The organism is Streptomyces kanamyceticus, assembly GCF_008704495.1.
Classification (GTDB): domain Bacteria; phylum Actinomycetota; class Actinomycetes; order Streptomycetales; family Streptomycetaceae; genus Streptomyces; species Streptomyces kanamyceticus.
Genome location: NZ_CP023699.1, coordinates 1,418,516 through 1,444,322, shown reverse-complemented (window position 1 = coordinate 1,444,322; position 25,807 = coordinate 1,418,516). Strand labels below are relative to the sequence as shown.

Genomic DNA, 25,807 nt, shown 5'->3' with positions numbered 1-25,807 from the left:
CCCACCGGCCTGACCGGGACGTACGCACCTCGCGCACACGGCACCACCACGCCAGCACCGGTACGCGCGGCAGCGCCGCGCCCACCATCACCCCACCCAGCACAGCGCTCTGCTCCGCCCTGCCCTGAAACCGGCACGCACGCACCCGCCTAGGGGAACCGTCATGGCACCAGAACCACCGCTGCTCACCATGTCCGGCATCACCAAGTCGTTCCCCGGAGTCCGCGCGCTCGACGGCGTCGACCTCCAGGTCCAGGCGGGCGAAGTGCACTGCCTCCTCGGCCAGAACGGCGCCGGGAAGTCCACCCTCATCAAGGTCCTCGCGGGCGCCCACCAGCCCGACGACGGCGAGATCACCTGGCGCGGGGAGCGCACCACGCTCCGCTCGCCGATCGCGGCCATGCGGCTCGGCATCGCCACCATCTACCAGGAGCTCGACCTGGTGGAGGGTCTTTCCGTCGCCGAGAACGTGTACCTCGGGCACGAGCCGACCGCCGCCGGATTCGTGGTGCGTGGCCGCACCGCTAAGACAGCAACTGCCGCGCTGCTCAAGCGACTTGGACATGGCGAGATCGACCCGGGGCGGCTCGTGGGTGAGCTGTCCGCCGCCCATCAGCAGATCGTCTCGATGGCTCGCGCCCTCTCCCACGAGGTGCGCCTCATCGTCATGGACGAGCCGTCCGCCGCCCTCGACCCCGACGAGGTCGACAACCTCTTCCGCATCGTCGCGGGCCTCACGGCGGACGGCGTCGCCGTCGTCTACATCTCCCACCGCCTGGAGGAGATCCGCCGCATCGGCGACCGCGTCACCGTCCTCAAGGACGGCCGCGCCGTTGCGGGCGGACTCCCCGCGAAGTCCACGCCGACCCGCGAGGTCGTGGCGCTGATGACGGGACGCAACGTCGAGTACGTCTTCCCCGACCGGCCCACCGAACAGCCGCTGGCGGAACCGGTGTTGACCGTGCGTGGCCTGGCGCGCCGCGACGAGTTCGAACCCCTCGACCTCGACCTGCGCCCCGGCGAGATCGTCGGCCTCGCCGGGCTCGTCGGCTCGGGACGCTCCGAGATCCTGGAGACGATCTACGGCGCACGCAAGCCGAGTGCCGGACAAGTGGCGGTCGAGGGACGGGTGTTGCGCCCCGGAAGCGTCCGCGCCGCCGTCCGCGCGGGACTCGGCCTCGCCCCCGAGGAACGCAAGGCGCAGGCCCTCCTGATGCTGGAGTCCGTCACCCGCAACGTGTCGGTCTCCTCCATGTCCCGCTTCTCGCGCGGTGGTTGGCTCGACCGGGGCGCCGAGCGCGAGGCGGCGCACACCGCGACACAGGAGTTGTCCCTGCGTCCCGACGATCCCGCCGTCCCCGTGCGCACCCTGTCCGGCGGCAACCAGCAAAAGGCCGTCCTGGCCCGCTGGCTGCTGCGCGGCTGCCGCGTCCTGCTGCTCGACGAGCCGACCCGCGGCGTCGACGTCGGGGCCCGCGCCGAGCTCTACGCGGTGATCCGCCGCCTCGCCGACGAGGGCCTCGCCGTACTCATGGTCTCCAGCGAGGTGCCCGAGGTGCTCGGCCTCGCCGACCGCGTCCTGGTGCTCCGCGAGGGCCGCGTCGTGCATACCGCACCCGCCCGTGACCTCGACGAACACCGCGTACTCGACCTCGTACTCGAAGGGAGCCCGGCGGCATGACCCAGCCAGCCCCGGCGGCCGAGGCCGCCACCCGCAAGAGCACCCCCGCCGACGGCGGCAGTCCGTGGCGCACCAAGCTGGTCCGCTTCGACGTGCGGACGCTCTCGCTGCTCGGTGTGCTCGCCGCGCTGGTCGTGATCGGCGGGATCACCCAGCCCGACTCGTTCCTCGACACGGACAACGTCCAACTGGTCCTCACCCAGACCTCCGTCATCGGCGTCGTCACCGTCGGCATGACGTTCGTGATCATCTCCGGCGGCATCGACCTGTCGGTCGGCGCGATCGTCGCGCTGGCCTCGGTGTGGGCGACGACGGTGGCCACCCAGGAGTACGGCTTCGCGGGCATCCTGTTCACGGCCGTGATCGTGGGCATGGGGTGTGGCCTGGTCAACGGCCTGCTGATCGCGTACGGCGGGATGGTGCCGTTCATCGCCACCCTCGCCATGCTGGCCGCGGGCCGCGGCCTCGCCCTGCAGATCACCGACGGCAAGACCCAAATGGTCACCGTCGACTCGGTGTTGGACCTCGGCCTGCGCGAGTCGTACATCCTCGGCATCCCGCCGCTCGTCCTCGTCTTCGCGGGCGTCACGGTCGTCGGCTGGCTGCTCCTGAACCGCACCACCTTCGGGCGGCGCACCGTCGCGGTCGGCGGCAACGCGGAAGCGGCGCGCCTCGCGGGCATCGACGTACGCAGGCAGCGGCTCTACCTCTACCTGCTCTCCGGTTTGTGCTGCGGCATCGCGGCCTTCCTGCTGATCGTCCTGTCCGGCTCGGGACAGAACACCAACGGCAACCTCTACGAACTCGACGCCATCGCCGCGGCGATCATCGGCGGCACGCTGCTCAGCGGCGGCCGCGGGACCATCACCGGATCCGTGCTCGGCGTGCTGATCTTCACCACGATCCAGAACATCTTCGCGCTCAACAACCTGGAGACCGCGACCCAGCAGATCGCCAAGGGCGCGATCATCGTCGCCGCGGTGCTCGTCCAACGTCGTACGGCCCACACTTCCTGAGCTGAGGGGTTCACCCATGCCAACCAACACGAGCCGCAGAGGGCTCCTCTTCGGAGCCGCCGCCCTGTCGGGCGGAGCGCTCCTCGCGGGCTGCACCAGCAACGAGTCCAAGGACGAGGACACCGGGGGCAACGAGCAGCAGGTCGCCGACGACAAGCCCGGCAAGAAGGTCACCATCGGCTTCGCGGGCCCGCAGGCCGACCACGGCTGGCTCAACGCCATCAACGACAACGCCAAGGAGCGGGCGAAGAAGTACGCGGACGTCACCCTGGAGTCCACCGAGGGCTCGAACGACACCGCGGCCCAGATCGGCCAGGTGGAGACGCTGATCAACAAGAAGGTCGACGTCCTGGTGATCCTGCCCGCCGACGGCAAGGCCCTCACCCAGGTCGGCCTGAAGGCCATGAAGGCGGGCATCCCCGTCGTCAACCTCGACCGCGTCTTCGCCTCCCCGCAGGCCTACCGCTGCTGGATCGGCGGCGACAACTACGGCATGGGCCTCAGCGCCGGGCAGTACATCGGCGAGAAGCTGAAGGACAAGAAGAACGCCCGCGTCGTGGAGCTGGCGGGCCTGGACAACCTGGAGCTGACCAAGCAGCGCAGCAAGGGATTCGACGACGCGCTGAAGAACTACCCCAACATCAAGAAGGTCGCCAGGCAGGCCGCCGACTTCACCGTCGAGTCGGGCCAGCAGAAGATGTCCCAGCTCCTCCAGGCGCAGAAGAACTTCGACGCGCTGTGGAACCACGACGACGACCAGGGCGTGGGCGCCCTGCGCGCCATCAAGCAGGCGGGTCGCGACGACTTCCTGATGGTCGGGGGCGCGGGCGCGCTCTCCGCCTTCCAGGCCATCAAGGCCGACGACGGCGTCCTGAAGGCCACCGTGCTCTACCCGCCCACGATGGCCGCATCGGCGATCGACCTGGCGCGCGCACTCGGGCAGGGCAAGGGCGTGAGCGGCATGGCGGAGTTCGAGATCCCGTCCTTCGTCACCTGCTACTCGGCCGTGGTCGACAAGGACAACGTCGAGCAGTACATGCCCACCGGCTTCAAGTGATGAGCCCGTTAAGCGGGGTGTCCCGAAGGGGCGCGGGGAACTGCGCGACCGGCCACGACGGCGTCGCGGCCGGTCGACGGCACATCGCGGCACATCCAGCGGGGCGCGTAGCCACCCGCACCGAGCGTCGACGAGGAGGAGTACCGCATGCGTGAGACGGAACCCGAGGCGGGGAAGCGGCCGTTGGGGGTGGGCATGGTCGGCTACGCGTTCATGGGCGCCGCCCACTCCCAGGGCTGGCGCACCGTCGGGCGCGTCTTCGACCTGCCGGTCGAACCGGTGCTCTCGGCCGTCTGCGGCCGCGACGGCGGCGCGGTGCGCGCCGCCGCCGACCGGCTCGGCTGGGCCGCGGCCGAGACCGACTGGCGCGCCCTGATCGCCCGGGACGACGTCGACATCGTCGACATCTGCACGCCCGGCGACAGCCATGCGGAAATCGCCGTCGCCGCCCTCGAAGCGGGCAAGCACGTGCTGTGCGAGAAGCCCCTGGCGAACAACGTCGAGGAGGCCGAGGCCATGGCCGAGGCCGCCGGACGGGCCCGCGCCCGGGGGCAGGTGGCCATGGTCGGCTTCAACTACCGACGGGTGCCCGCCCTCGCGCTGGCCCGCCGGATGGTCGCCGAAGGCCGCCTCGGCGCGCTGCGCCACGTACGTCTGACGTACCTTCAGGACTGGTTGGTGGACCCGGAGTTCCCCCTCACCTGGCGGCTCCTCAAGGAGCGCGCGGGCTCCGGGGCGCTCGGTGACCTGGGGGCGCACATCGTGGACCTCGCGCAGTACCTGGCGGGGGAGCGGGTGGCCGGGGTCTCCGCGCTCACCGAGACCTTCGTACGCGAACGGCCGCTCGTCGACGAGGCGGCGGTCGCGTCGGGTGGGCTCGCTGCTGCGGGCGGCGCTGCGGGAGGTGCCGAGGGAGGCGCTGGGGTAGGTGTCGAGGGAGGCTCTGCGGGCGGCATCGCGGGCGGCACCCGGTTCGGCGCCGTCACCGTGGACGACGCGGCCGTCTTCACCGGCCGCTTCCCCTCCGGCGCGCTCGCCAGCTTCGAGGCGACCCGCTTCGCCACCGGCCGCAAGAACGCGCTGCGGCTCGAACTCAACGGCGCCGACGGGTCGTTGGCGTTCGACCTGGAGCGGCTCAACGAGCTCTCCTTCCACGACCACACCGAGCCCGCCGCGTCGGCGGGCTTCCGCCGGATCCTGGTGACCGAGCCCGACCACCCCTACCTGGAGGCATGGTGGCCGCCGGGCCACGGACTCGGCTACGAGCACACCTTCGTGCACCAGGCCCGCGACCTGCTGCACGCCATCGCCACCGGCGCGGAGGTCAAGCCCTCCTTCGCCGACGGGCTCTCCGTGCAGCGCGTGCTCGCGGCGGTGGAGGAGAGCGCCGCGAAGAACTCCGTGTACACGCAGATCCCCGCCTGAGCAGTCAGCTGATCCCCGCCCGAGGAGGCCCCGTCATGCCCCGTAGGTTCACGCTCTTCACCGGCCAGTGGGCCGATCTGCCGCTCGAAGAGGTCTGCTCGCTCGCCAGCGACTTCGGCTACGACGGTCTCGAACTCGCCTGCTGGGGCGACCACTTCGAGGTCGACAAGGCCCTTGCGGACCCCGGCTACCTCGCGGGCAGGCACGCCCTGCTCGACAAGTACGGCCTCAAGTGCTGGGCGATCTCCAACCACCTGGTGGGCCAGGCCGTCTGCGACGCGATCATCGACGAGCGCCACCGGGCGATCCTGCCCGACCGCATCTGGGGCGACGGCGAAGCGGAGGGCGTGCGGCAGCGGGCCGCCGCCGAGATCGCGGACACCGCGCGGGCCGCGGCCGCCTTCGGCGTCGACACCGTCGTCGGCTTCACGGGTTCGGCGATCTGGCACCTGGTCGCGATGTTCCCGCCCGCTCCCGATGCCATGATCGAGCGCGGCTACGAGGACTTCGCCGAGCGCTGGAACCCGATCCTGGACGTCTTCGACGCCGAGGGCGTCCGCTTCGCCCACGAGGTGCATCCGTCCGAGATCGCGTACGACTACTGGACCACGCACAAGGCCCTGGAGGCAGTTGGCCACCGCACGGCCTTCGGCCTGAACTTCGACCCCTCGCACTTCGTGTGGCAGGACCTCGACCCGGTCGGCTTCCTCTACGACTTCCGCGACCGGATCTACCACGTGGACTGCAAGGAGGCCCGGCGCCGCCTGGACGGCCGCAACGGCAGGCTCGGCTCCCACCTGCCGTGGGGCGATCCGCGCCGCGGCTGGGACTTCGTGTCGGCGGGGCACGGCGACGTGCCGTGGGAGGACGTCTTCCGCATGCTGCGGTCGATCGACTACGCGGGCCCGGTCTCGGTGGAGTGGGAGGACGCGGGCATGGACCGCCTCCAGGGCGCGCCCGAGGCGCTCAGGCGTCTGAAGGCGTTCGACTTCGAGCCGCCGACCGCGTCGTTCGACGCGGCGTTCAGCAGCTAGCTCGCCGCCACTTTGTCCTGCTCCAGGAAGAAGCTCAACTCCACTGCTGTGCAAACACTTTCGGCCCAAGACAAAGCTCGCTACCGTCCTTGAGATGTACAGGACATAGGACTCCGGGGTGACGGCGCACCCCGGCGCACGGAGCACCGCACGACACCCGCCCCCATCCGGAGGAACCCGTGCACAGGAAACGCCTGAGACTCCACAAAGCCCTGGCCCTGGCCACCGGCGCGCTGCTCACCGGCGCCTCACTGGCCATCGCCGTACCCCAGGCGGGCGCCGCCCCCGCGGAACCGCCCGCGAAGGCCGCCCCCGTCGCCGAGGACTTCCAGCAGGTCACCCTCGCCAAGGGCGCGCCGGAGACGGGCGAGCCCATGACGCTCACCGTGCTCCCCGACCGCTCGGTCCTGCACACCTCGCGCGACGGCACGCTGCGCCTCACCGACGCCGCGGGCAACACCAAGGTCGCGGGCAAGATACCGGTCTACTCGCACGACGAAGAGGGCCTCCAAGGCGTCGGCCTCGACCCGAAGTTCAGCGAGAACCGCGCGATCTACCTCTACTACGCGCCGCCGCTCGACACCCCGGCGGGCGACGCCCCCGAGAACGGCACCGCCGAGGACTTCAAGAAGTTCGACGGCGTCAACCGCCTCTCCCGCTTCGTCCTGAAGGCCGACGGCACCCTCGACAACGCCAGCGAGAAGAAGGTCCTCGACGTCCCCGCGAGCCGCGGCACCTGCTGCCACGTCGGCGGCGACATCGACTTCGACAAGGACGGCAACCTCTACCTCTCGACCGGCGACGACTCCAACCCCTTCGCCTCCGACGGCTTCACCCCCATCGACGAGCGCGCCGACCGCAACCCCGCCTTCGACGCGCGGCGCAGCGCGGGCAACACCAACGACCTGCGCGGCAAGATCCTGCGCGTCAAGGTCGCCGACGACGGCTCCTACACCGTCCCGGACGGCAACCTCTTCGCCAAGGGCACCGAGAAGACCCGCCCCGAGATCTACGCGATGGGCTTCCGCAACCCCTTCCGGATGAGCGTCGACAAGCCGACGGGCATCGTCTACGTCGGTGACTACGGGCCCGACGCGGGCGCGGCCGACCCCAAGCGCGGCCCCGCGGGCCAGGTCGAGTTCGCCCGGGTGACCAAGGCGGGCAACTTCGGCTGGCCGTTCTGCACCGGCAAGAACGACGCCTACGTCGACTACGACTTCGCGACGAAGACCTCCGGCGCCGCCTTCGACTGCGCGGCGCCGAAGAACGAATCGCGGCACAACACGGGCCTGACCGACCTGCCGCCCGCGCAGGAGGCCTGGATTCCGTACGACGGCGGCTCCCTCCCCGAGTTCGGCAGCGGCTCCGAGTCCCCGATGGGCGGACCCGTCTACCGCTACGACGCCGCGAACACCTCGCCGGTGAAGTTCCCCGAGGCCTACGACGGCGACTTCTTCGCGGGCGAGTTCGGCCGACGCTGGATCAAGCGCATCGAGCAGGGCGCGGACGGCACCGTCTCGAAGATCAACCCGTTCCCGTGGACCGGCACCCAGGTCATGGACATGGAGTTCGGCCCCGACGGCGCGCTCTACGTCCTGGACTACGGCACCGCCTGGTTCGGCGGCGACGAGAACTCCGGCCTCTACCGCATCGAGAACGCCACCGAGGGCCACTCCCCGGTCGTCGAGGCGAGCACCTCCAAGACGAGTGGGCAGGCGCCGCTGCGGACCAATTTCACCGCCAAGGCCACGGACGCCGAGGGCGGCACGCTCACCTACGCCTGGGACTTCGGAGACGGCGGCAAGTCGACCCAGCAGAACCCCACGTACACGTACAAGAAGAACGGCGTCTACACGGCGACCGTGACCGTCAAGGACTCCACCGGGCGCACCGGTTCGGCGAGCGCACACCTCACCGTCGGCAACACCGCACCCAAGGTGACCCTCGAACTCCCCGCCGACGGCCAGCTGTTCACCTTCGGCGACAAGGTGCCCTTCAAGGTGAAGGTGAGCGACCCGGAGGACGGCGCGATCGACTGCGCCAAGGTCAAGGTCACCCACATCCTCGGCCACGACAGCCACGGCCACCCGGTGACCTCCGCGAACGGCTGCTCGGGCACCATCCAGACTTCGGCCGACGGTGAGCACGACCCGAACGCCAACATCTTCGGGGTCTTCGACGCCGAGTACACCGACAAGGGCGCGAACGGCCAGCCCGCGCTGACCACCCACGACCAGAACGTCGTCCAGCCCCGGCACCGGCAGGCCGAGCACTACGGCGACTCCAAGGGCGTCTCGGTCGTGAACCACACCCCGGCGCACGGCGGCAAGACCGTCGGCGACATCCACAACGGCGACTGGGTCTCGTTCAAGCCGTACGTCCTCGGCAACGCCACCAAGCTGACCGCGCGCGTCGCGTCCGCGGGCTCCGGCGGCACCCTGGAGGTGCGCAGCGGCTCGGCGACCGGCAGGCTGCTCGGCACCGCGAAGGTCACGCCGACCGGCTCGTGGGAGACGTACGCGGACGTCAGCACCGCCATCTCCAAGCCGCCCAAGACGACCACGACCCTGTTCCTGGTCTTCAAGGGCGCGGGCAGCGGTGCGCTCTACGACGTGGACGACTTCACCTTCACCACCAGCTGAGGAAGGGGCGAGAACCATGCGCAGACGCGCACGGCTCATGACCGCGACCGCGGCGGCCGCACTTCTCATCGGGTGCGCCTCGGGCCCCGCGGCCTCACGACCGGGACCGGACCGGAGCAAGGAGGGGGAGCGGGTCCTGGTCTTCTCCAAGACCGCGGGATTCAGGCACGACTCGATTCCCACCGGCGTCGCGACCGTCAAGGAACTCGGTGCCGCGAACGGCTTCGCCGTCGACGCGACCGAGGACGCGACCGCCTTCACGGCCAAGAACCTCGCGCGGTACGACGCCGTGGTCTGGCTCTCCACCACCGGTGACGTGCTGAACGCCGCGCAGCAGACGGCGTTCGAGACGTACATCCGGGGCGGCGGCGCCTACGTCGGCGTGCACGCGGCCGCCGACACCGAGTACGACTGGCCCTTCTACGGGGGGCTCGCGGGCGCGTACTTCCAGTCGCACCCCGCGATCCAGCCCGCGAAGGTCCAGGTGGAGGACCACGCGCACCCGGCCACGGCCCACCTGGGCGCGGGCACCTGGGACCGCACCGACGAGTGGTACAACTACCGCGCCAACCCCCGGGACAAGGCCCGCGTCCTCGCCTCGCTCGACGAGTCGTCGTACACCGGCGGCACGATGTCGGGCGACCATCCCATCGCCTGGTGCCAGAGCGACTACCAGGGCGGCCGCTCCTTCTACACCGGCGGCGGCCACACCAAGGAGTCCTACGCCGAACCGGCCTTCCGTCAGCACCTGCTCGGCGGAATCCGCTGGGCGGTCGGCGCGGCCCAGGCCGACTGCCGCCCGGAGAAGGGCTACACGCCGATCTTCGACGGCACGTCGGCCTCCCTGGAGGGCTGGAAACAGGCGGGCCCCGGCTCCTTCGCGCTGAAGGAGGAAGACGGGACGCTGACGACCACCGGCGGGATGGGCATGCTCTGGTACGACCGGCGCGAGCTCGGCTCGTACTCGCTCAAGCTCGACTGGAAGATGACCGGCGACGACAACTCCGGCATCTTCGTGGGCTTCCCGCCCTCCGACGACCCCTGGTCCGCCGTCAACAACGGCTACGAGATCCAGATCGACGCCACCGACGTCCCCGAGAAGACCACGGGCTCCGTCTACGGCTTCCAGTCCGCCGACCTGAAGAAGCGGGACAAGGCCCTCAACCCGCCGGGGAAGTGGAACACCTACGAGATCCGTGTCGAGGGCGAGCGCCTTCGCGTCTACCTCAACGGCGTGAAGATCAACGATTTCACCAACTCCGATCCGGCGCGCAGCCTGCGCCAAGGGCACATCGGCATCCAGAACCACGGTGACGCCGACGAGGTCTCCTTCCGCGACATCCGGCTGAAGGACCTGCCCGCGCGCCACTCCGGTCCACCCGCCCCGACCACCTCGGGCGCGGGTCGCTAGACGACGGCGGGCGGCGGACGCCGGACCTCCGCCCGCCGTCTCACACCACCGCATGCACGTCCCTCGTTTCCTCCCTCTGTTCCTCTCTCCCTTTGTTTCTCTGTTCATCTGTTCCTCTGTTCTTTGAGATCTGGCAGGAGGCAGCCGTGTCCACATCCGCGCTCTCTACTTCTTCCGTCGCGACGCCACTCGTCGGGGTCTGGCTGATCGGGGCGCGCGGTTCGGTCGCGACCACGACCGTCACCGGGTGCGCGGCCCTGGCGGCGGGACTGCACGCGCCGACCGGCATGGTCACCGAAACACCTCCCTTCACGGATTGCGGCCTGCCAACGTTGTCCTCGCTCGTCTTCGGCGGCCACGACACCACGAGCTGCCCCCTGCCCAAACGCGCCGAGGAACTGGCCGCGGGCGGCGTCCTGCCCCACGGCCTTCCCTCCGCGGTCCAGGCCGAACTGGCCGCCGCCGACGCCGAGATACGCCCCGGCGGGCCCCTGCCCGGCGACACCCGCACCGACGAGGAGCTGATCGACGCCTTCGCCGCGGACCTGCGAGACTTCATCCACCGCCGGGGCCTTGCCCGCGCGGTCGTGGTCAACGTCGCCTCCACGGAGCCGCTCCCCGCGGACGGCGACGCGCGACTGCCCGCCAGTTCCCTCTACGCCGCGGCCGCGCTCCGGGCCGGCTGCCCCTACGTGAACTTCACCCCCTCGACGGGGCTGCACCACCCCTCTCTCGCCGATGCCGCACAAGCTTCCGCACTGCCCTTTGCCGGACGCGACGGCAAGACAGGACAGACCCTCCTCCGCTCGGTACTCGGCCCGATGTTCGCCCAGCGCGCGCTCGCCGTACGGGCCTGGTCCGGCACCAACCTCCTCGGCGGCGGAGACGGCGCGGCCCTCGCCGACCCGGCCGCCGCCGCCGCGAAGAACGCGGGCAAGGAACGCGTCCTCGCCGACACCCTCGGCACCACCCCCGAGGGCGAGGTCCACATCGACGACGTGCCTTCGCTCGGCGACTGGAAGACGGCCTGGGACCACATCGCCTTCGACGGGTTCCTCGGCACCCGCATGGTCCTGCAGACCACCTGGCAGGGCTGCGACTCGGCCCTCGCGGCCCCCCTGATCCTGGACCTTGCCCGCCTCACCTCCCGCGCCCACGAACGCGGCCTGCGCGGCCCCCTCCCCTCCCTCGCCTTCTACTTCAAGGACCCCGACGACGGCCCTCCCGCCGCACTCGGCGAGCAGTACGCCCAGCTGCTCGACCTCGCGCGGCGCCTGCGGGAGACCCGATGAGTACCCCGCGCGACTGGGCGGAACTGCTGCGCCTCCCTGCCCTGTTCACCGTCCCCGGCGACGCCCTCGCCGGGGCGGCGGCCACCGGTCTGCGCCCCAACCACCGCACCCTCCTCGCCATCACCTCCTCCCTCTGTCTGTACGAAGCGGGCATGGCCCTCAACGACTGGGCGGACCGGGCGGACGACGCCGTCGAACGCCCCGAACGCCCCCTGCCCTCCGGCCGCATCACCCCACCCGCCGCCCTCGCCGCGGCGACGGCCCTCACGGCGACGGGCCTGACCCTGGCCTCCCGCGCGGGCCGCCCCGCCCTCGCCACGGCCACCGCCCTGGCCGGCACGGTCTGGGCCTACGACCTGGGCCTCAAGCACACCCCCGCGGGTCCGGTGGCCATGGCGGCGGCACGAGGCCTTGATCTGGTGTTGGGGGCGGTGGCTACGAGGGGTGGTGGCGGTGTGGGGCGTGGTGGTGGCGGTGGCGTGGGCCGCTGTGGTGCGGGTGCGGGTGCGGGTGCGGGTGCGGGTGCGGGTGTGGGCTTGGGTGCTGGTGCTGGTGCTGGTGCTGGTGCTGGTGCCGGTCGCCGTGGGGGCGAGGGCGCGGTGCCGTCTGCCGCGCTGTCGTCCGCCGGGGTGCTTGCCGCCCATACCCTGGCGGTCACCGCGGTCTCCCGCCGCGAGGCCCAGGGTGGCTCCACGGCAGCGCCCCTTGCGGCACTCGCGGTGACCACGGTGCTGGCCCAGTGGGTGGGACGGGGCCCGACCCCCGGCCTGCCCTCGAGCCGACGCCTCCTCCCATTCCCGGTAGGCCGACGGTCTGCAGCCACCTTCGACCTGCCGGGCCTGCCAGGCGCGTGGAGCGGGCCGAGCGGTCTTGGCAGCCTGCCGAGCGCCGTTTCCTCGGCAGCGGTCACCGCCCGAAGCGACGAGCGAGGCACCGCTGTGCGCGCCCTGCGCGGCGCGCTCGCAGCCGCCTACGTCGGCACCGTCGCCAAGCCCCTGTTCCACGCCGTCCTCAATCCGTCACCGCCTCTCACCCAACGAGCCGTCGGCGGTGGGATCCGCGCCATGATCCCGCTGCAAGCCGCACTGGCCGCCCGCGCGGGCGCCGCGGGAACCGCCCTCCTGACCGCCGCACTCGCCCCCGCGGCCAGGAAGTTCGCACGGAAGGTGAGCGTGACATGAGCGAGCCCGACTCCCGACGGCCCGATGCCGCGCCCGGCGAAAGGGCCGAGTTTGGCGAAGGCGCCGCGCCCGGCGTAGGTGCTGCGCCTGGCGTAGGTGTTGCGCCTGGCGTAGGTGCCGCGCCCGGCGATGTCGCGATGCCCGCCGGTCGCACGACGCCTGGTGAACGAGTGCTGCCCGCCGGTGGCGCGACGCCTGGTGAGCGAGTGCTGCCTGCCGACCGCGCCATGTCCCGTGAGGGCATGCCGCCCGGTGATGGCATGTCGCGTGGCGATGTCGCGATCCCGTTCGGTCGCGCGAGGTCTGCCGACCGCGCCATGTCCCGTGAGGGCATGCCGCCCGGTGATGGCATGTCGCGTGGCGATGTCGCGATCCCGTTCGGTCGCGCGAGGTCTGCCGACCGCGCCATGCCCGGTGAGGGCATGCCGCCCGGTGATGGCATGTCGCGTGGCGATGTCGCGATCCCGTTCGGTCGCGCGAGGTCTGCCGACCGCGCCATGTCCCGTGAGGGCATGCCGCCCGGTGATGGCATGTCGCGTGGCGATGTCGCGATCCCCGTCGGTCGCGCGACGCCCGCCGACAGCACCACGCCCCGTGAACGCACACCGCACGGCAACGGCACGCCGCCCGGCGAACTCCGTTTCGGGTACGGGACCAACGGGCTCACCGACCTCCGTCTCGACGATGCCCTCGGTCTGCTCGCCGACCTCGGCTACGCGGGGGTCGGACTGACCCTCGACCACATGCACCTCGACCCCCTCGCCCCCGATCTCGCCGCCCGCACCCGGCACGTCGCCCGCAGACTCGACCGGCTCGGTCTCACCGCCACCGTCGAGACCGGCGCCCGCTATGTCCTCGACCCGCGCCACAAACACGGTCCCTCCCTTCTCGATCCCGATCCGGAACGGCGCGCCGACCGGGTCAGGCTGCTCATCCGGGCCGTCCGGGTCGCCGCCGACCTGGGCGCCCACGCCGTGCACTGCTTCAGCGGCATCACCCCCGAGGGCACGGACGACGAAACCGCCTGGAAACGCCTCGCCGACGCCCTCGGTGCGGTTCTCGACACCGCGTCCGGTGCCGGTGTTCCGCTCGCGATCGAGCCCGAGCCTGGTCATCTCCTTTCCTCACTCGCCGACTTCCATCACCTCCGCCACGCCCTCGGCGACCCCGAACTCCTCGGCCTCACTCTCGACATCGGCCACTGCCAGTGCCTCGAACCGCTCCCTCCCGCCGACTGCGTCAAGGCCGCCGCGCCCTGGCTGCGACACGTCCAGATCGAGGACATGCGCCGCGGCGTCCACGAACACCTGCCCTTCGGTGACGGCGAGATCGACTTCCCGCCCGTCCTCGAGGCGCTGGCAGCAACCGGCTACCAGGGGCTGACCGTCGTCGAACTGCCCCGCCACTCTCACGCGGGACCTCAACTCGCGGCCCACTCCATCGAGTTCCTGCGCCGCGCCGTCGAAGGAGGAACCCCGTGACCGACACCCCCGGAATCGCCGCCCTCCGCACCCGCCTCGAATCCCATCTCGGCGGGGCCGCCCGCGCCTGGCTCGACCAGGCCACCGCCGAGGCCGCCGCCTTCCAGGCGCCAGGGCAGGGTCCTTCGGCGCAAGGGGACGTACCCACCTGGGAGCTGAGGTTCGCCGAAGCCGGACGCCGCTGCGGGCCTGACCACGCCGACGCCGCCCGCATCCTCCTCCTGCACATGGCCGCCGCCGACCCGGAGACCCTGACCCGCGTCTACGCCCAGGGCACCGCCGCCGAACGCCGTGCCGTCCTGCACTCCCTGCCCCATCTGGTGCCGGGCCCCGAAGCCCTTCCTCTGGTCGAGGACGCCCTGCGCGCCAACGACACCCGCCTGGTCGCCGCGGCCGTCGGCCCTTACGCCGCCGAGCACCTCGCCCCGCACGACTGGCGGCACGCCGTCCTCAAGTGCCTGTTCACCGGCGTACCCGTGGAGGCCGTCACCGATCTCGCACGGCGCGCCCACGGCGACGCCGAACTCGCCCGGATGCTCGGCGACTACGCGAACGAACGCACCGCAGCGGGCCGTCCCGTCCCGGGCGACCTGCACCGCGTCCTGGCCCTGACCGCCCCCACGGCCCGCACGACCGGCGAGGAGTAGGAGTCCCGATGCGCATCTTCGATCCCCACATCCACATGACCTCCCGCACCACCGACGACTATCAGGCGATGTACGCCTCGGGTGTCCGCGCGGTCGTGGAGCCCGCCTTCTGGCTCGGCCAGCCCCGCACGTCGCCCGCGTCCTTCTTCGACTACTTCGACTCCCTCCTCGGCTGGGAACCCTTCCGCGCCGCCCAGTACGGAATCGCCCACCACTGCACGATCGCGCTCAACCCCAAGGAGGCGAACGACCCCCGCTGCACCCCTGTCCTCGCCGCGCTGCCCCGCTATCTCGTCAAGGACAACGTCGTCGCCGTGGGCGAGATCGGCTACGACTCCATGACGCCCGCCGAGGACACCGCGCTCGCCGCCCAGTTGCAACTGGCCGCCGACCACGAGCTGCCCGCGCTCGTGCACACCCCGCACCGCGACAAGCTCGCGGGGCTGCGCCGCACGATCGACGTCGTGCGCGAGTCCCCCCTGCCGTTGGAACGCGTCCTGATCGACCACCTCAACGAGACCACGGTCAAGGAGGCCAAGGACAGCGGCTGTTGGCTCGGCTTCTCCGTCTATCCCGACACCAAGATGGACGAAGAACGGATGATCGCGATCCTGCGCGCCGTCGGCCCGGAGAAGGTCCTGGTCAACTCGGCCGCCGACTGGGGCAAGAGCGACCCCCTCAAGACCCGCAAGGTCGCCGACGCGATGCTGGCCGCCGGGTATGACGAGGACGACGTCGATCTCGTGCTCTGGCGCAACCCCGTCGCCTTCTACGGGCTCAGCGGCCGCCTCGTCCTCGACGTCGCCGGTACGGAAGCGACCCACGAGGGAAACTCCATCCTGCGCGGCGGGGCGTGAGCCATGCGCTTCCGGCACCCCGACGGCTCCACCGTCCACCTCGCGTACTGCACGAACGTGCACCCCGCGGAGACCCTCGACGGAGTCATCGCCCAGCTCCGCGACCACTGCGAGCCGGTGCGCAGACGCCTCGGCAGGGACCGCATCGGCATCGGCCTGTGGCTCGCCAAGGACGCCGCACACGCCCTGGTCACCGACCCCGCGGCGCTGCGCGGACTGCGCACCGAACTCGACCGGCGCGGCCTCGAAGTCGTCACGCTCAACGGCTTTCCCTATGAGGGCTTCGGCGCCGAAGAGGTCAAGTACCGCGTGTACAAACCGGACTGGACCGACCCGGAGCGCCTGTCCCACACCACCGACCTGGCGCGGCTGCTCGCGACCCTGCTCCCCGACGACGTCACCGAGGGCACCATCTCCACGCTCCCGCTCGCCTGGCGCACCCCCTTCGACACCGTCAGGGCCGAGGCGGCCCGCACCGCTCTCACCGCGCTCGCCCAACGCCTGGACGCACTCGCCGAGCTGACCGGACGCTCCATCCGGATCGGTCTCGAACCGGAGCCCGGCTGTACCGTCGAGACGACCGCCGACGCGATCGCCCCCCTCACCGCGGTCGGCCACGACCGCATCGGCATCTGTGTGGACACCTGCCACCTCGCCACCTCCTTCGAGGACCCGCGAACCGCTCTCGACGCCCTGACCGCCGCGGGCATCCCCGTCGTCAAATCGCAGCTCTCCGCCGCCCTGCACGCCGAACACCCCCATCTCCCCGCCGTGCGCGAGGCCCTCGCCGCCTTCGACGAACCCCGCTTCCTGCACCAGACCCGCACCGTCAACGGCACCGGGCTGCGCGGCACCGACGACCTCGGAGAAGCACTCACCGACCACGCACTGCCCGACACCGGTCCGTGGCGCGCACACTTCCACGTCCCCCTGCACGCGGCCCCCGCCGCACCGCTCACCTCCACGCTCCCCGTGCTCCAGGACACCCTGAACCGCCTCGTCGGCGGCCCGCGTCCGCTGACCCGTCATCTCGAGGTCGAGACCTACACCTGGCAGGCGCTGCCGCCCGCACTGCGCCCGCGTGGCCGCCCGCAGCTCGCCGAGGGCATCGCCGCGGAACTGACCCTCGCCCGTGACCTGCTCACGGACCTCGGCCTGAAGGAACTGCCATGACCCCGACTCCCTTGCTGGTCCTGGACGTCGTCGGCCTCACCCCGCGCCTCCTCGACCACATGCCGCACCTCAAGGCCCTTGGCCGGTCCGGCGCCAGAGCACGGCTCGACACCGTCCTGCCCGCCGTCACCTGCGCCGCCCAGTCCACGTTCCTCACCGGCACCACCCCCGCCGAACACGGCATCGTCGGCAACGGCTGGTACTTCCGCGAGCTCGGCGACGTCCTCCTGTGGCGTCAGCACAACGGCCTGGTCGCCGGCGACAAGCTGTGGGACGCCGCCCGCCGCGCGCACCCCGGCTACACCGTCGCCAACATCTGCTGGTGGTACGCCATGGGCGCCGACACCGACTTCACCGTCACCCCCCGCCCCGTCTACTACGCCGACGGCCGCAAGGAACCCGACTGCTACACCCGGCCCCCGGCCCTGCACGACGAACTCACCGACAAGCTCGGCACCTTTCCCCTCTTCCACTTCTGGGGACCCGGCGCCGACCTCGTGTCCAGCCGCTGGATCATCGATGCCACCCGCCACATCCTCGCCACGCGCCACCCCGACCTGGCCCTGTGCTACCTCCCTCATCTCGACTACGACCTGCAGCGTTTCGGCCCGGACGACCCGCGCTCCTCGCAGGCCGCGGCCGACCTGGACGCGGCCCTCGCCCCGCTGCTCGATGACGCCGAGGCCGAGGGCCGCACCGTCGTCGCCCTGTCCGAGTACGGCATCACCCGGGTGAACAAGCCCGTCGACATCAACCGCGCACTGCGTCGCGCGGGCCTGCTCGAGGTGCACACCCAAGACGGCATGGAGTACCTCGACCCGATGGCGTCCCGTGCCTTCGCCGTCGCCGACCACCAGATCGCCCATGTCTATGTGCGGCGCCCCGAGGACCTCGACGCCACCCGCGCCGCCCTCGAAGGCATCCCCGGCATCGAGCAACTCCTCGACGACGAAGGCAAGAAGGCACACCACCTGGACCATCCGCGCGCCGGTGAACTCGTCGCGATCGCGGAGCCGGACGCCTGGTTCACGTACTACTACTGGCTCGACGACGCCCGCGCGCCCGACTTCGCACAGCTCGTCGAGATCCACCGCAAACCCGGCTACGACCCCGTCGAGCTCTTCATGGACCCCCAGGACCCCTACGTCCGGGTGAAGGCCGCGAGCGCGCTGGCCCGCAAGAAGCTCGGCATGCGCTACCGCATGGCGGTCGTGCCGCTGGATCCGTCACCTATTCGCGGCAGCCATGGCCGCCTCCCCACGAGCGAGGACGACAGTCCGCTCATCTTGTGCTCCACCCCCCGCGCCGTAAGCGGCCGTGTCGCGGCCACCGAAGTGAAATCGCTGTTGCTCCAGCTCGCGGGTCTGCACTGATCTCGATGGCCCGCGCCGCTGAATCTGCTTGATCTCCACTGAACCATCCCGCTCGGGCCCTGACATCAGGGCCCGACCCCGAGTGATCCCTGATCCGTTACTCGAACCCATCCCTGATGTGACCCTGGGAGAACGCATGAGCCGCAAGCACACCCCCGCCGACCCCGAACTCGCGTCCAGACTCAGCCGACGCGGCATGCTCGGCGTGGCCGCGGGAGCCACCGCCGCGGCGCTCATCGGCGCGACCACACCGGCCGCCGCCGCGGGCAAGGGCCGCGGTGGCCCCGTCCTGCCGCCCGGCCGCCTCGGCATCCAGCTCTACAGCCTCCGCGACAAGGTCTCCACCGCCGGATTCGGCCCGGTCTTCGCCGAGTTGGAGGCGTACGGATACGACGAGATCGAGTTCGCCGGATACACCCAGGGCTCCGCGGGCGCCATCACCCTCGCCCAGCTCAAGAGGCTGGCCCGCGACCACGGACTGCACCCCATCGGCTCGCACGTCGGCTATTACGACGACAACAACCCCAACGCGTACACCTTCGCGCAGAACCTGACCAAGGTCCTCGACGACGCCGAAGCCCTCGGCCTCAAGCACATCGGCACCGCGTCGGGCCCCTTCCGCTACGGCTCGACCGTCGACGGATGGAAGCGCGCGGCCGAGGACTTCAACACCTATGGCGAAGCGGCACGCAAGCGGGGCATGAAGTTCTACCAGCACAACCACGCCGAGGAGTTCTCCTTCGCCACCGACAAGCCGAACGTCCGCCTCTACGACGTGCTGCTCGCCGAGACCGACCCCGATGCCGTGTACCTGGAGATGGACATCTACTGGGCCTTCTGCGCCCAGTTCCGCTTCGGCAAGCGGCCCGACGGCACCCCGGCCCCCTTCGAACCGCTCGACTACGTGCTCAAGCAGCCGCACCGCTATCCGCTGTTCCACGTCAAGGACGGTGTCCGCGACGAAAGCACTCGCGACGGCTACCGCATGTCGGACGTCGGGGACGGCGACATCGACTACAAGAAGTTCCTGTCGAAGGTGACCGCCCGCACCCACCACGGCAGGCGCTACCACCACTGGCAGACCGAGCACGACAACCCGGTCGAGTCCTACGCCTTCGCCCGCAAGTCGAGCGAGCACCTGCACTCGCTGCGCACCGGTCGCTGCGGCGACTGACCGCACAGGGATGGGGCCCTTCCACCGCTCGGTGGAAGGGCCCCATCCCGTATCGGGGAGTACCGGGGAGCGCGGACGCTAGGCCAGCGCGCCACGCGCGCGTGGCGCGCCCGGTTGCCGCAGCAGCAAGGAGAGGCCCGCCGCGACCAGCGACACCACACCGGCCGTCGTATAGGCGCCGATGTACCCCCAGGAGTCCACGACCATGGCGCCCATGCCGCCGCCGAACAGGCCGGAGACCAGCTTCGCGCTGTAGACCATGCCGTAGTTGGAGGCGTTGTTGTTCTCTCCGAAGTAGTCCGGTACGAGCGCCGTGAACAGCGGGTAGAACGCGCCCCCCGAGAAGCCGGAGAGGAAGGCGAAGAACAGGAACAGCGGCTGGTTGCCGATCTCGCCCGCCCACAGCACGCCGAACTGTGCCACCGCGAGCACCAGGCAGACGTAGGTCAGGGTCCGCTGTCTGCCGAGCCGGTCCGAGAGCCAGCCGACCACACCGCGCCCCGTGCCGTTGATCACCGACATCACGCCCATCGACGACGCCGCGATGAGCGGGCCGAAGCCCATCTCCTTCGCGAACGGCACCTGGAAGGAGATCCCGAAGATCGAGACGCCCGCGCAGCACAGCATGCACACCCACATCAAAGGGACCACTCCGGTGCGCAGAGCCTCTCCCGGAGTGAACTGCCGTGCGGCGGGCGGGTTCTTGGCCAGTGCCACGGCTGTGCGCGGGTCACCGTCGAGCCGCAACGGGTCGACTTCGGAGGGCCACCAGTTCTTCGGCGGATCCTTGAAGAAGAGGCCCGCCACCAGGGTCACGGCGAGCACGTAGAAGCCGACGAGATCGAGCACGGTCCGGTAGTTGGACGTGTCGAAGCCGTACGAGAACAGGAAGATGAAGGGCACCGCTCCGTAGGCGAAGGCTCCGTTGACGAAGCCCGTCTTGCCGCCGCGCCGCTCCGGATACCACTTGCCGACCATGTTCACGCAGGTCGAATAGATCAGTCCGGATCCGACGCCGCCCAGCAGGCCGAAGCCCGCCATCGCCGCCGCCACGTTCGGCGCGTGGCTGAGGCTGACGAAGCCGAGCAGCGAGAGGACCGAGCCCGTCAGCATCGCCGCTCTGCTGGTCAGGATGCCCTTCTCGCGCAGCTTTCCCGCGGGGAAGGAGACCGCGGCCTGGAAGAAGATCCAGACGCTGAGCACCCAGAAGGTGTTCGACGACGTCCAGTGGTGGGCCGCCGACAGGGTGTTCTCGGCCGCTCCGAAGGCGTACTCGAAGACGCTGATGGCGAGCATGGCGGCCCAGGGCAGCGCCACCATGGTCCAGCGTGGGCGGCCGAGGATCTCCCGGTCGCTCTCGCCGATGCGGTAGACGCGACCGCGCGCGTCCGTGACTTCTCGGTACGTCGCGTCGGGGTCTGCCGACGCGTGTCGTGCGGCGATGGGCTCCGCCGTCATGTCAAGCCATCTCCTCACCGATCGGGTGCGGGTTGGGTGCGATGTGCCGGGCCCGTGGCCTGCCCGGAGACTTCAGGAAGAGTGCGAGTACGGCCGAGGCGAGACCGATGGAACCGGCGATCACGAACGCGCCTTCGTAGTCCCAGGCGTTGACCACCACGCCTCCTACGCCGGAGCCGACCAGGCCCGAGATCAACTTCGAGCTGTAGACCATTCCGTAGTTGGTGGCGTTGTTGTTCTCACCGAAGTAGTCGGCCGTCATGGCCGCGAACAGGGGGAAGATCGCGCCGCCGCCGAAGCCGGAGACCATGGAGCAGAAGAGGAAGAACGGCATGCTCCCCATGGACCCGGAGATCAGCACGCCGAACTGGGCGGAGCCCAGGACGACGCAGACGATGACGAGGGTGTTGCGGCGGCCGTAGCGGTCGGAGATCCAGCCGATCACGCCGCGCCCCGTGCCATTGACGATCGCCTTCAGGGACATCGCCGTGGCCACGATTCCGCCCGCGAACCCCATGTCCTTGCCGAAGGGCACTTGAAAGGCGATCCCGAAGATATTGATCCCCGCCGTGCAGAGCAGACAGAACCACATCATCCAGAGCACAGGGGTGTGGGCGGCCTCCTTGGGGGTGTACTGCTTGACGGCGGGTGGGTTCTTCTCGAGGGCCCGCCGGATGCGAGGGTCCTGCGACACCTTCAGCGGGTCGACGTGTGAGGGCCACCATCCCTTGGGCGGGTCCTTGAAGAACCAGCCCGCGACGGCCACGACCAGCGCGCACAGGACGCCGACGGAGACCAGCACGCCTTGGTAGTTGCTCAGATCCATGTACGAGGTGAAGAGGAAGACGAAGGGCACGGAGCCATAGGCGAAGCCGCCGTTGACCATGCCGGTCTTGCCGCCCTTGCGCTCGGGGTACCACTTGCCGACCATGTTCACGCAGGTCGCGTAGACGAGACCGGCGCCGATGCCGCTGAACATGCCGAATCCGATATAGGCGAACGTCACATGCGGCGCATAAGCGAGCGAGACATAGCCGAGGACCGTGCCGAGCGCTCCGAGGAGCATCGCGTACCGTGCGGGCAGCCGCCCGCTCTCCCGCAGCTGCCCCGCGGGGAAGGCGACAGCGGCCTGGAAGAAGATCCAGACGCCCATCAGCCAGAAGATGTGCCCGCTGTTCCAAAGGTGCGCGTCGTGCAGGGTGTCCTCGGCGGAGGTGAACGCGTACTCCGACGAGCTGATGCCCATCATGCCCATCCATGGGAAGAGCACCATGGTCCATCGTGGTCGCCCCATGATGTCCCGGTCGGTCTCGCCGATCCGGTACAGACGGCCGTTGCGGTCCGTCACCTCTCTGAAGTGGACGGGAGCCGTGAGGTCGGTGGTTGTCATGTGTTGTCGCACCCCTTGCGTCGAATGAGCCGGCCAGCGCCCCCTGTCCGTTCCTTCATGCGCGCGCGGGTTCCGGGTCGGCCGACGCGCACCGTCGGCCGACCCCGCATCGGTCACCTCATCGATCGCCCCCCAACAGCCCCGCGGCCCTGGCCCACCGGTACTTCGCGCCGAGCGCGGCGACCGGCTTCTCCGTCGTGTACGGGTACGCCACGACGCCCCGCTCGAAGAGGTACTGGCAGGCCTCCTCCACCTCGACGTCGCCCGCGAGGGACGCCACCACGGGCTTCTCGATGCCGCGCTCGCGGAACTCCGCGATCACGCGGGCCGTGAGCTCGGCGAAGACCATGGGAGGGGTGACGATCGTGTGCCAGTAGCCGAGGACCAGGGCGTGGATGCGCGGATCCTCCAGGCCGAGCCTGATCGTCGCCTCGTACGTCGAGGGAGGCTCGCCCCCGGTGATGTCCACGGGATTGCCCGCGGCCCCGAACGGAGGGATGAACGCCTTGAAGGCCGCGTCCAGGTCCTCGGGGATGTCCATCAGCCGCAGACCGTTGTCGGTCACCGCGTCGGAGAGCAGCACGCCCGAGCCGCCCGCGCCCGTGATGATGACGATGTCGTCGCCCTGGGGAGTGGGCAGGACCGGCAACGCGCGCGCGTACTCCAGCATTTCGTTGAGCCCGGGCGCGCGGATCACACCTGCCTGCTTCAGGATGTCGTCGTACACGGCGTCGTCGCCCGCCAGGGCGCCCGTGTGTGATCCCGCGGCCTTCGCGCCCGCCGCCGTGCGCCCCGCCTTGAGGACCACGACCGGCTTCTTCGGAACGGTCGCCCGGGCGGCCTCCACGAAGGCGCGGCCGTCCTTGAGGTCCTCCAGGTGCATGGCGATGCACTGGGTGTTGGGGTCCTCGCCGAACCAGGTGAGCAGGTCGTCCTCGTCCAGGTCCGACTTGTTGCCGAGCCCGACGATCGCGGAAACACCCGTCTTCGTAGTGCGCGCGAAACCGAGGATGGCCATCCCGATGCCGCCCGACTGGCTGGTGAGGGCGACCCCGCCCTTCACGTCGTAGGGCGTGCAGAACGTGGCGCACAGGTCATGCCACGTCGAGTAGTAGCCGTAGATGTTCGGGCCGAGCAGCCGCACTCCGTGCCGCTCGCCGATCGCCACGATCTCTTCCTGGAGGGCGTGTTCGCCCGTCTCCGCGAAGCCCGAGGGGATCAGTACCGCGTTGGGTATGCCCTTGCGGCCCACTTCTTCCAGGGCTGAGGCCACGAACTTGGCGGGGATCGCGAAGACCGCCACATCCACCTCACCGGGAACGTCCGTGACACTCTTGTACGCCTTGCGGCCCAAGATGTCATCGGCCCTGGGGTTCACCGGATGGATCTCTCCGGAGAAGCCGCCGTCGATGAGGTTGCGCATCACCGAATTGCCGATCTTGCCCTGCTCGTTGGAGGCGCCGATGACGGCGACGGAGCGGGGCTGCATCAGGCGGCGCATCGAGGCGAGCATCTGCGCGCGCGTGTAGGTGCGCCGGGGTTTCGGGGCGCTTTCGGAGAGGATGATCCGGATGTCCGCCGCGATCGCGCTCTGCGGAGTGGCGATCACCGGGTTGAGGTCCACCTCGGCGATCTCGGGGAAATCGGTGACCAGTTGGGAGACCCGGCGGATCTGTTCGGCGATCGCCCACCGGTCCACCGGCGCCGCACCGCGCACCCCCCGAAGGATCTCCGCGGCCCGGATCGAGTCGAGCATCGAGAGGGCCTCGTCGGCGTCGACGGGCGCGAGACGGAACGTGACGTCCTTGAGGACCTCCACGAGGACGCCGCCGAGTCCGAAGGCGACGACCTTCCCGAAGGTGGGGTCCGTCACCGCCCCGACGATGACCTCCTGAGTCGAGGGACCGCTCGGCAGGAGCTCCTGCACCTGTACGCCCTCGATGCGGGCCTGTGGGGCGTATGCGCGGGCGTTCTCGACGATCCGACAGAAGGCCGCCCGCACGTCGGCCGGGCCCTCCACGCCGACCACCACGCCGCCCGCGTCGGTCTTGTGCAGGATGTCGGGGGAGACGATCTTCATGACGACAGGACCGTCGAAGCGGGCGGCGTGCGCCACGGCCTCCTCGACATCGGCCGCCAGCTCCTCGCCCGGTACGGCGATTCCGTAGGCGTCCGCGATCACCTTGCCCTCGGGGGCCGTCAGGGACGTGCGTCCCTCGGCGCGCACCGAGTCGAGGAGCGTACGCACCCGCAGCACGCGGTCTTCGGCCATCAATCAGATCACTCCGTTCGACTTGAGCAGGCGCAGTTCCTCGTCGCCGAGGCCGAGCTCCCCGATGAACACCTCCGCGTTGTGCTCGCCGAGCAGCGGCGAACTGATCACGTCCACGGGGGAGTCGGAGAGCTTCAGCGGGGAGCCGACGGTGGTGAACGTGCCGCGTTCGGGGTGGGGGACCTCGACAACCATCTCGTTGGCGACCAGCGAGGCGTCCTCGATGATCTCCTTGGTGGAGAGGATCGGACCGCACGGGATGTTGTGGGCGTTGAGCCGCTCCAGGACGTCCCACTTGGGCAGCGTCGAGGACCACTCCTCGATCAGCTGGAACATCTTGCCGAGCTTGGGAAGGCGCGCCTCCGGAGTCGCCCAGTCGGGGTCGTCCGACAGTTCCGGGCGCCCGATGAGCTCGGTGATCGGCTGCCAGCCCACGGGCTGCACGATGACGTACACGTAGTCGTTGGGGCCGCCGGGAGCGCACTTGACGGCCCATCCGGGCTGCCCGCCGCCGGAGGCGTTGCCGGAGCGGGGGACCTCGTCACCGAAGTCCTCGTTCGGGTACTCGGCGAGCGGTCCGTGCGCGAGCCGCTGCTGGTCGCGCAGCTTGACCCGGCACAGGTTGAGCACGGCGTGCTGCATGGCCACGTTCACGCGCTGTCCGCGGCCGGTGTTCTCGCGCTGGAAGAGGGCGGCGAGGATGCCGGCCACGGCGTGGATGCCCGTTCCGGAGTCACCGATCTGGGCACCGGTGGCGAGCGGTGGACCGTCCTCGAAGCCCGTGGTCGACATGGAGCCGCCCATGGCCTGGGCGACCACTTCGTAGGCCTTGAAATTCGTGTAGGGGCCGTCTCCGAAGCCCTTGATCGAGGCGTAGACGATGCGCGGGTTGATCTCCTGGATGCGGTCCCAGGTGAAGCCCATCCGGTCCACGGCGCCCGGGCCGAAGTTCTCGACCATCACGTCGGAGCGCCGGATCAGCTCGGTGAGGAGCTCCTTGCCGCGCTCGGTCTTGGTGTTGAGGGTGATGCTCCGCTTGTTGCAGTTGAGCATCGTGAAGTACAGCGAGTCGACGTCGGGGAGGTCGCGCAGCTGTTTGCGCGTGATGTCCCCGGACGGCGCCTCCAGCTTCACCACATCCGCGCCGAGCCAGGCGAGCAGCTGGGTGGCCGAGGGGCCGGACTGGACGTGCGTCATGTCGAGGACGCGGATGCCTTCAAGAGCCTTGGTCATGGCCGTCAGG

19 protein-coding genes are annotated in these 25,807 nt (G+C 70.3%); 15 read left to right on the top strand and 4 right to left on the bottom strand.

The window, feature by feature from the left end:
• Positions 1-163 precede the first annotated feature (163 nt).
• From CP970_RS05380 to CP970_RS05310, 15 genes are all read left to right on the top strand, one after another.
• Complete coding sequence (locus CP970_RS05380) at positions 164-1,681, top strand: sugar ABC transporter ATP-binding protein (RefSeq protein WP_055556038.1); 1,518 nt, start codon at positions 164-166, stop codon at positions 1,679-1,681.
• Positions 1,678-2,697, top strand: coding sequence for an ABC transporter permease (locus CP970_RS05375; protein ID WP_055556036.1), 1,020 nt, complete (start codon positions 1,678-1,680; stop codon positions 2,695-2,697). The genes CP970_RS05380 and CP970_RS05375 overlap by 4 nt, the downstream gene beginning before the upstream one ends.
• A gap of 16 nt (positions 2,698-2,713) precedes the next feature.
• The gene (locus CP970_RS05370; protein WP_055556033.1) at positions 2,714-3,754 is read left to right on the top strand and encodes a substrate-binding domain-containing protein; all 1,041 of its coding nucleotides are present in this window, start codon (positions 2,714-2,716) and stop codon (positions 3,752-3,754) included.
• A 147-nt stretch (positions 3,755-3,901) separates the two neighbouring features.
• Positions 3,902-5,179: a Gfo/Idh/MocA family protein gene (locus CP970_RS05365; protein ID WP_055556031.1), complete on the top strand. Its 1,278-nt coding sequence runs from the start codon at positions 3,902-3,904 to the stop codon at positions 5,177-5,179.
• A gap of 35 nt (positions 5,180-5,214) precedes the next feature.
• On the top strand, positions 5,215-6,213 hold the full coding sequence (locus tag CP970_RS05360; protein ID WP_055556029.1) for a sugar phosphate isomerase/epimerase family protein: 999 nt from the start codon (positions 5,215-5,217) through the stop codon (positions 6,211-6,213).
• 179 nt (positions 6,214-6,392) lie between these two features.
• Complete coding sequence (locus CP970_RS05355; protein ID WP_055556028.1) at positions 6,393-8,855, top strand: PQQ-dependent sugar dehydrogenase; 2,463 nt, start codon at positions 6,393-6,395, stop codon at positions 8,853-8,855.
• Between the two features lie 16 nt (positions 8,856-8,871).
• Positions 8,872-10,266, top strand: coding sequence for a ThuA domain-containing protein (locus tag CP970_RS05350; protein WP_055556025.1), 1,395 nt, complete (start codon positions 8,872-8,874; stop codon positions 10,264-10,266).
• Between the two features lie 146 nt (positions 10,267-10,412).
• Complete coding sequence (locus CP970_RS05345) at positions 10,413-11,558, top strand: inositol-3-phosphate synthase (protein ID WP_150493007.1); 1,146 nt, start codon at positions 10,413-10,415, stop codon at positions 11,556-11,558.
• Positions 11,555-12,739 (top strand): SCO3242 family prenyltransferase, encoded by a 1,185-nt coding sequence (locus tag CP970_RS05340; protein WP_150493005.1) that lies wholly within the window; start codon positions 11,555-11,557, stop codon positions 12,737-12,739. The genes CP970_RS05345 and CP970_RS05340 overlap by 4 nt, the downstream gene beginning before the upstream one ends.
• A gap of 530 nt (positions 12,740-13,269) precedes the next feature.
• Complete coding sequence (locus CP970_RS05335) at positions 13,270-14,220, top strand: sugar phosphate isomerase/epimerase family protein (RefSeq protein ID WP_055549499.1); 951 nt, start codon at positions 13,270-13,272, stop codon at positions 14,218-14,220.
• Positions 14,217-14,867, top strand: coding sequence for an EboA domain-containing protein (locus CP970_RS05330; protein ID WP_055549501.1), 651 nt, complete (start codon positions 14,217-14,219; stop codon positions 14,865-14,867). Before CP970_RS05335 ends, CP970_RS05330 begins: the two co-directional genes overlap by 4 nt.
• Before the next feature lie 8 nt (positions 14,868-14,875).
• Complete coding sequence (locus tag CP970_RS05325; protein WP_055549503.1) at positions 14,876-15,724, top strand: TatD family hydrolase; 849 nt, start codon at positions 14,876-14,878, stop codon at positions 15,722-15,724.
• A 3-nt stretch (positions 15,725-15,727) separates the two neighbouring features.
• The gene (gene eboE / locus CP970_RS05320) at positions 15,728-16,897 is read left to right on the top strand and encodes a metabolite traffic protein EboE (protein WP_055549505.1); all 1,170 of its coding nucleotides are present in this window, start codon (positions 15,728-15,730) and stop codon (positions 16,895-16,897) included.
• Complete coding sequence (locus CP970_RS05315) at positions 16,894-18,270, top strand: nucleotide pyrophosphatase/phosphodiesterase family protein (RefSeq protein WP_055549507.1); 1,377 nt, start codon at positions 16,894-16,896, stop codon at positions 18,268-18,270. The genes eboE and CP970_RS05315 overlap by 4 nt, the downstream gene beginning before the upstream one ends.
• Before the next feature lie 136 nt (positions 18,271-18,406).
• Positions 18,407-19,444, top strand: a complete 1,038-nt coding sequence (locus tag CP970_RS05310) for a sugar phosphate isomerase/epimerase family protein (RefSeq protein ID WP_055549510.1) — start codon at positions 18,407-18,409, stop codon at positions 19,442-19,444.
• 78 nt (positions 19,445-19,522) lie between these two features.
• On the opposite strand, the gene CP970_RS05305 is transcribed toward CP970_RS05310, so the two are convergent.
• From CP970_RS05305 to frc, 4 genes are all read right to left on the bottom strand, one after another.
• Positions 19,523-20,902 carry an OFA family MFS transporter gene (locus CP970_RS05305; RefSeq protein ID WP_055549512.1) on the bottom strand — a complete coding sequence of 460 codons (1,380 nt, stop codon included), beginning with the start codon at positions 20,900-20,902 and terminating at the stop codon, positions 19,523-19,525.
• 1 nt (position 20,903) lies between these two features.
• A complete protein-coding gene (locus CP970_RS05300; protein WP_055549514.1) occupies positions 20,904-22,292 on the bottom strand; it encodes an OFA family MFS transporter in 1,389 nt (462 codons plus the stop codon).
• A 118-nt stretch (positions 22,293-22,410) separates the two neighbouring features.
• Entirely contained in the window at positions 22,411-24,564 is a 2,154-nt protein-coding gene (locus CP970_RS05295) for an acetate--CoA ligase family protein (RefSeq protein WP_055549516.1), read from the bottom strand.
• A 3-nt stretch (positions 24,565-24,567) separates the two neighbouring features.
• Positions 24,568-25,797 carry a formyl-CoA transferase gene (frc, locus tag CP970_RS05290; protein ID WP_055549518.1) on the bottom strand — a complete coding sequence of 410 codons (1,230 nt, stop codon included), beginning with the start codon at positions 25,795-25,797 and terminating at the stop codon, positions 24,568-24,570.
• Positions 25,798-25,807: the final 10 nt, after the last annotated feature.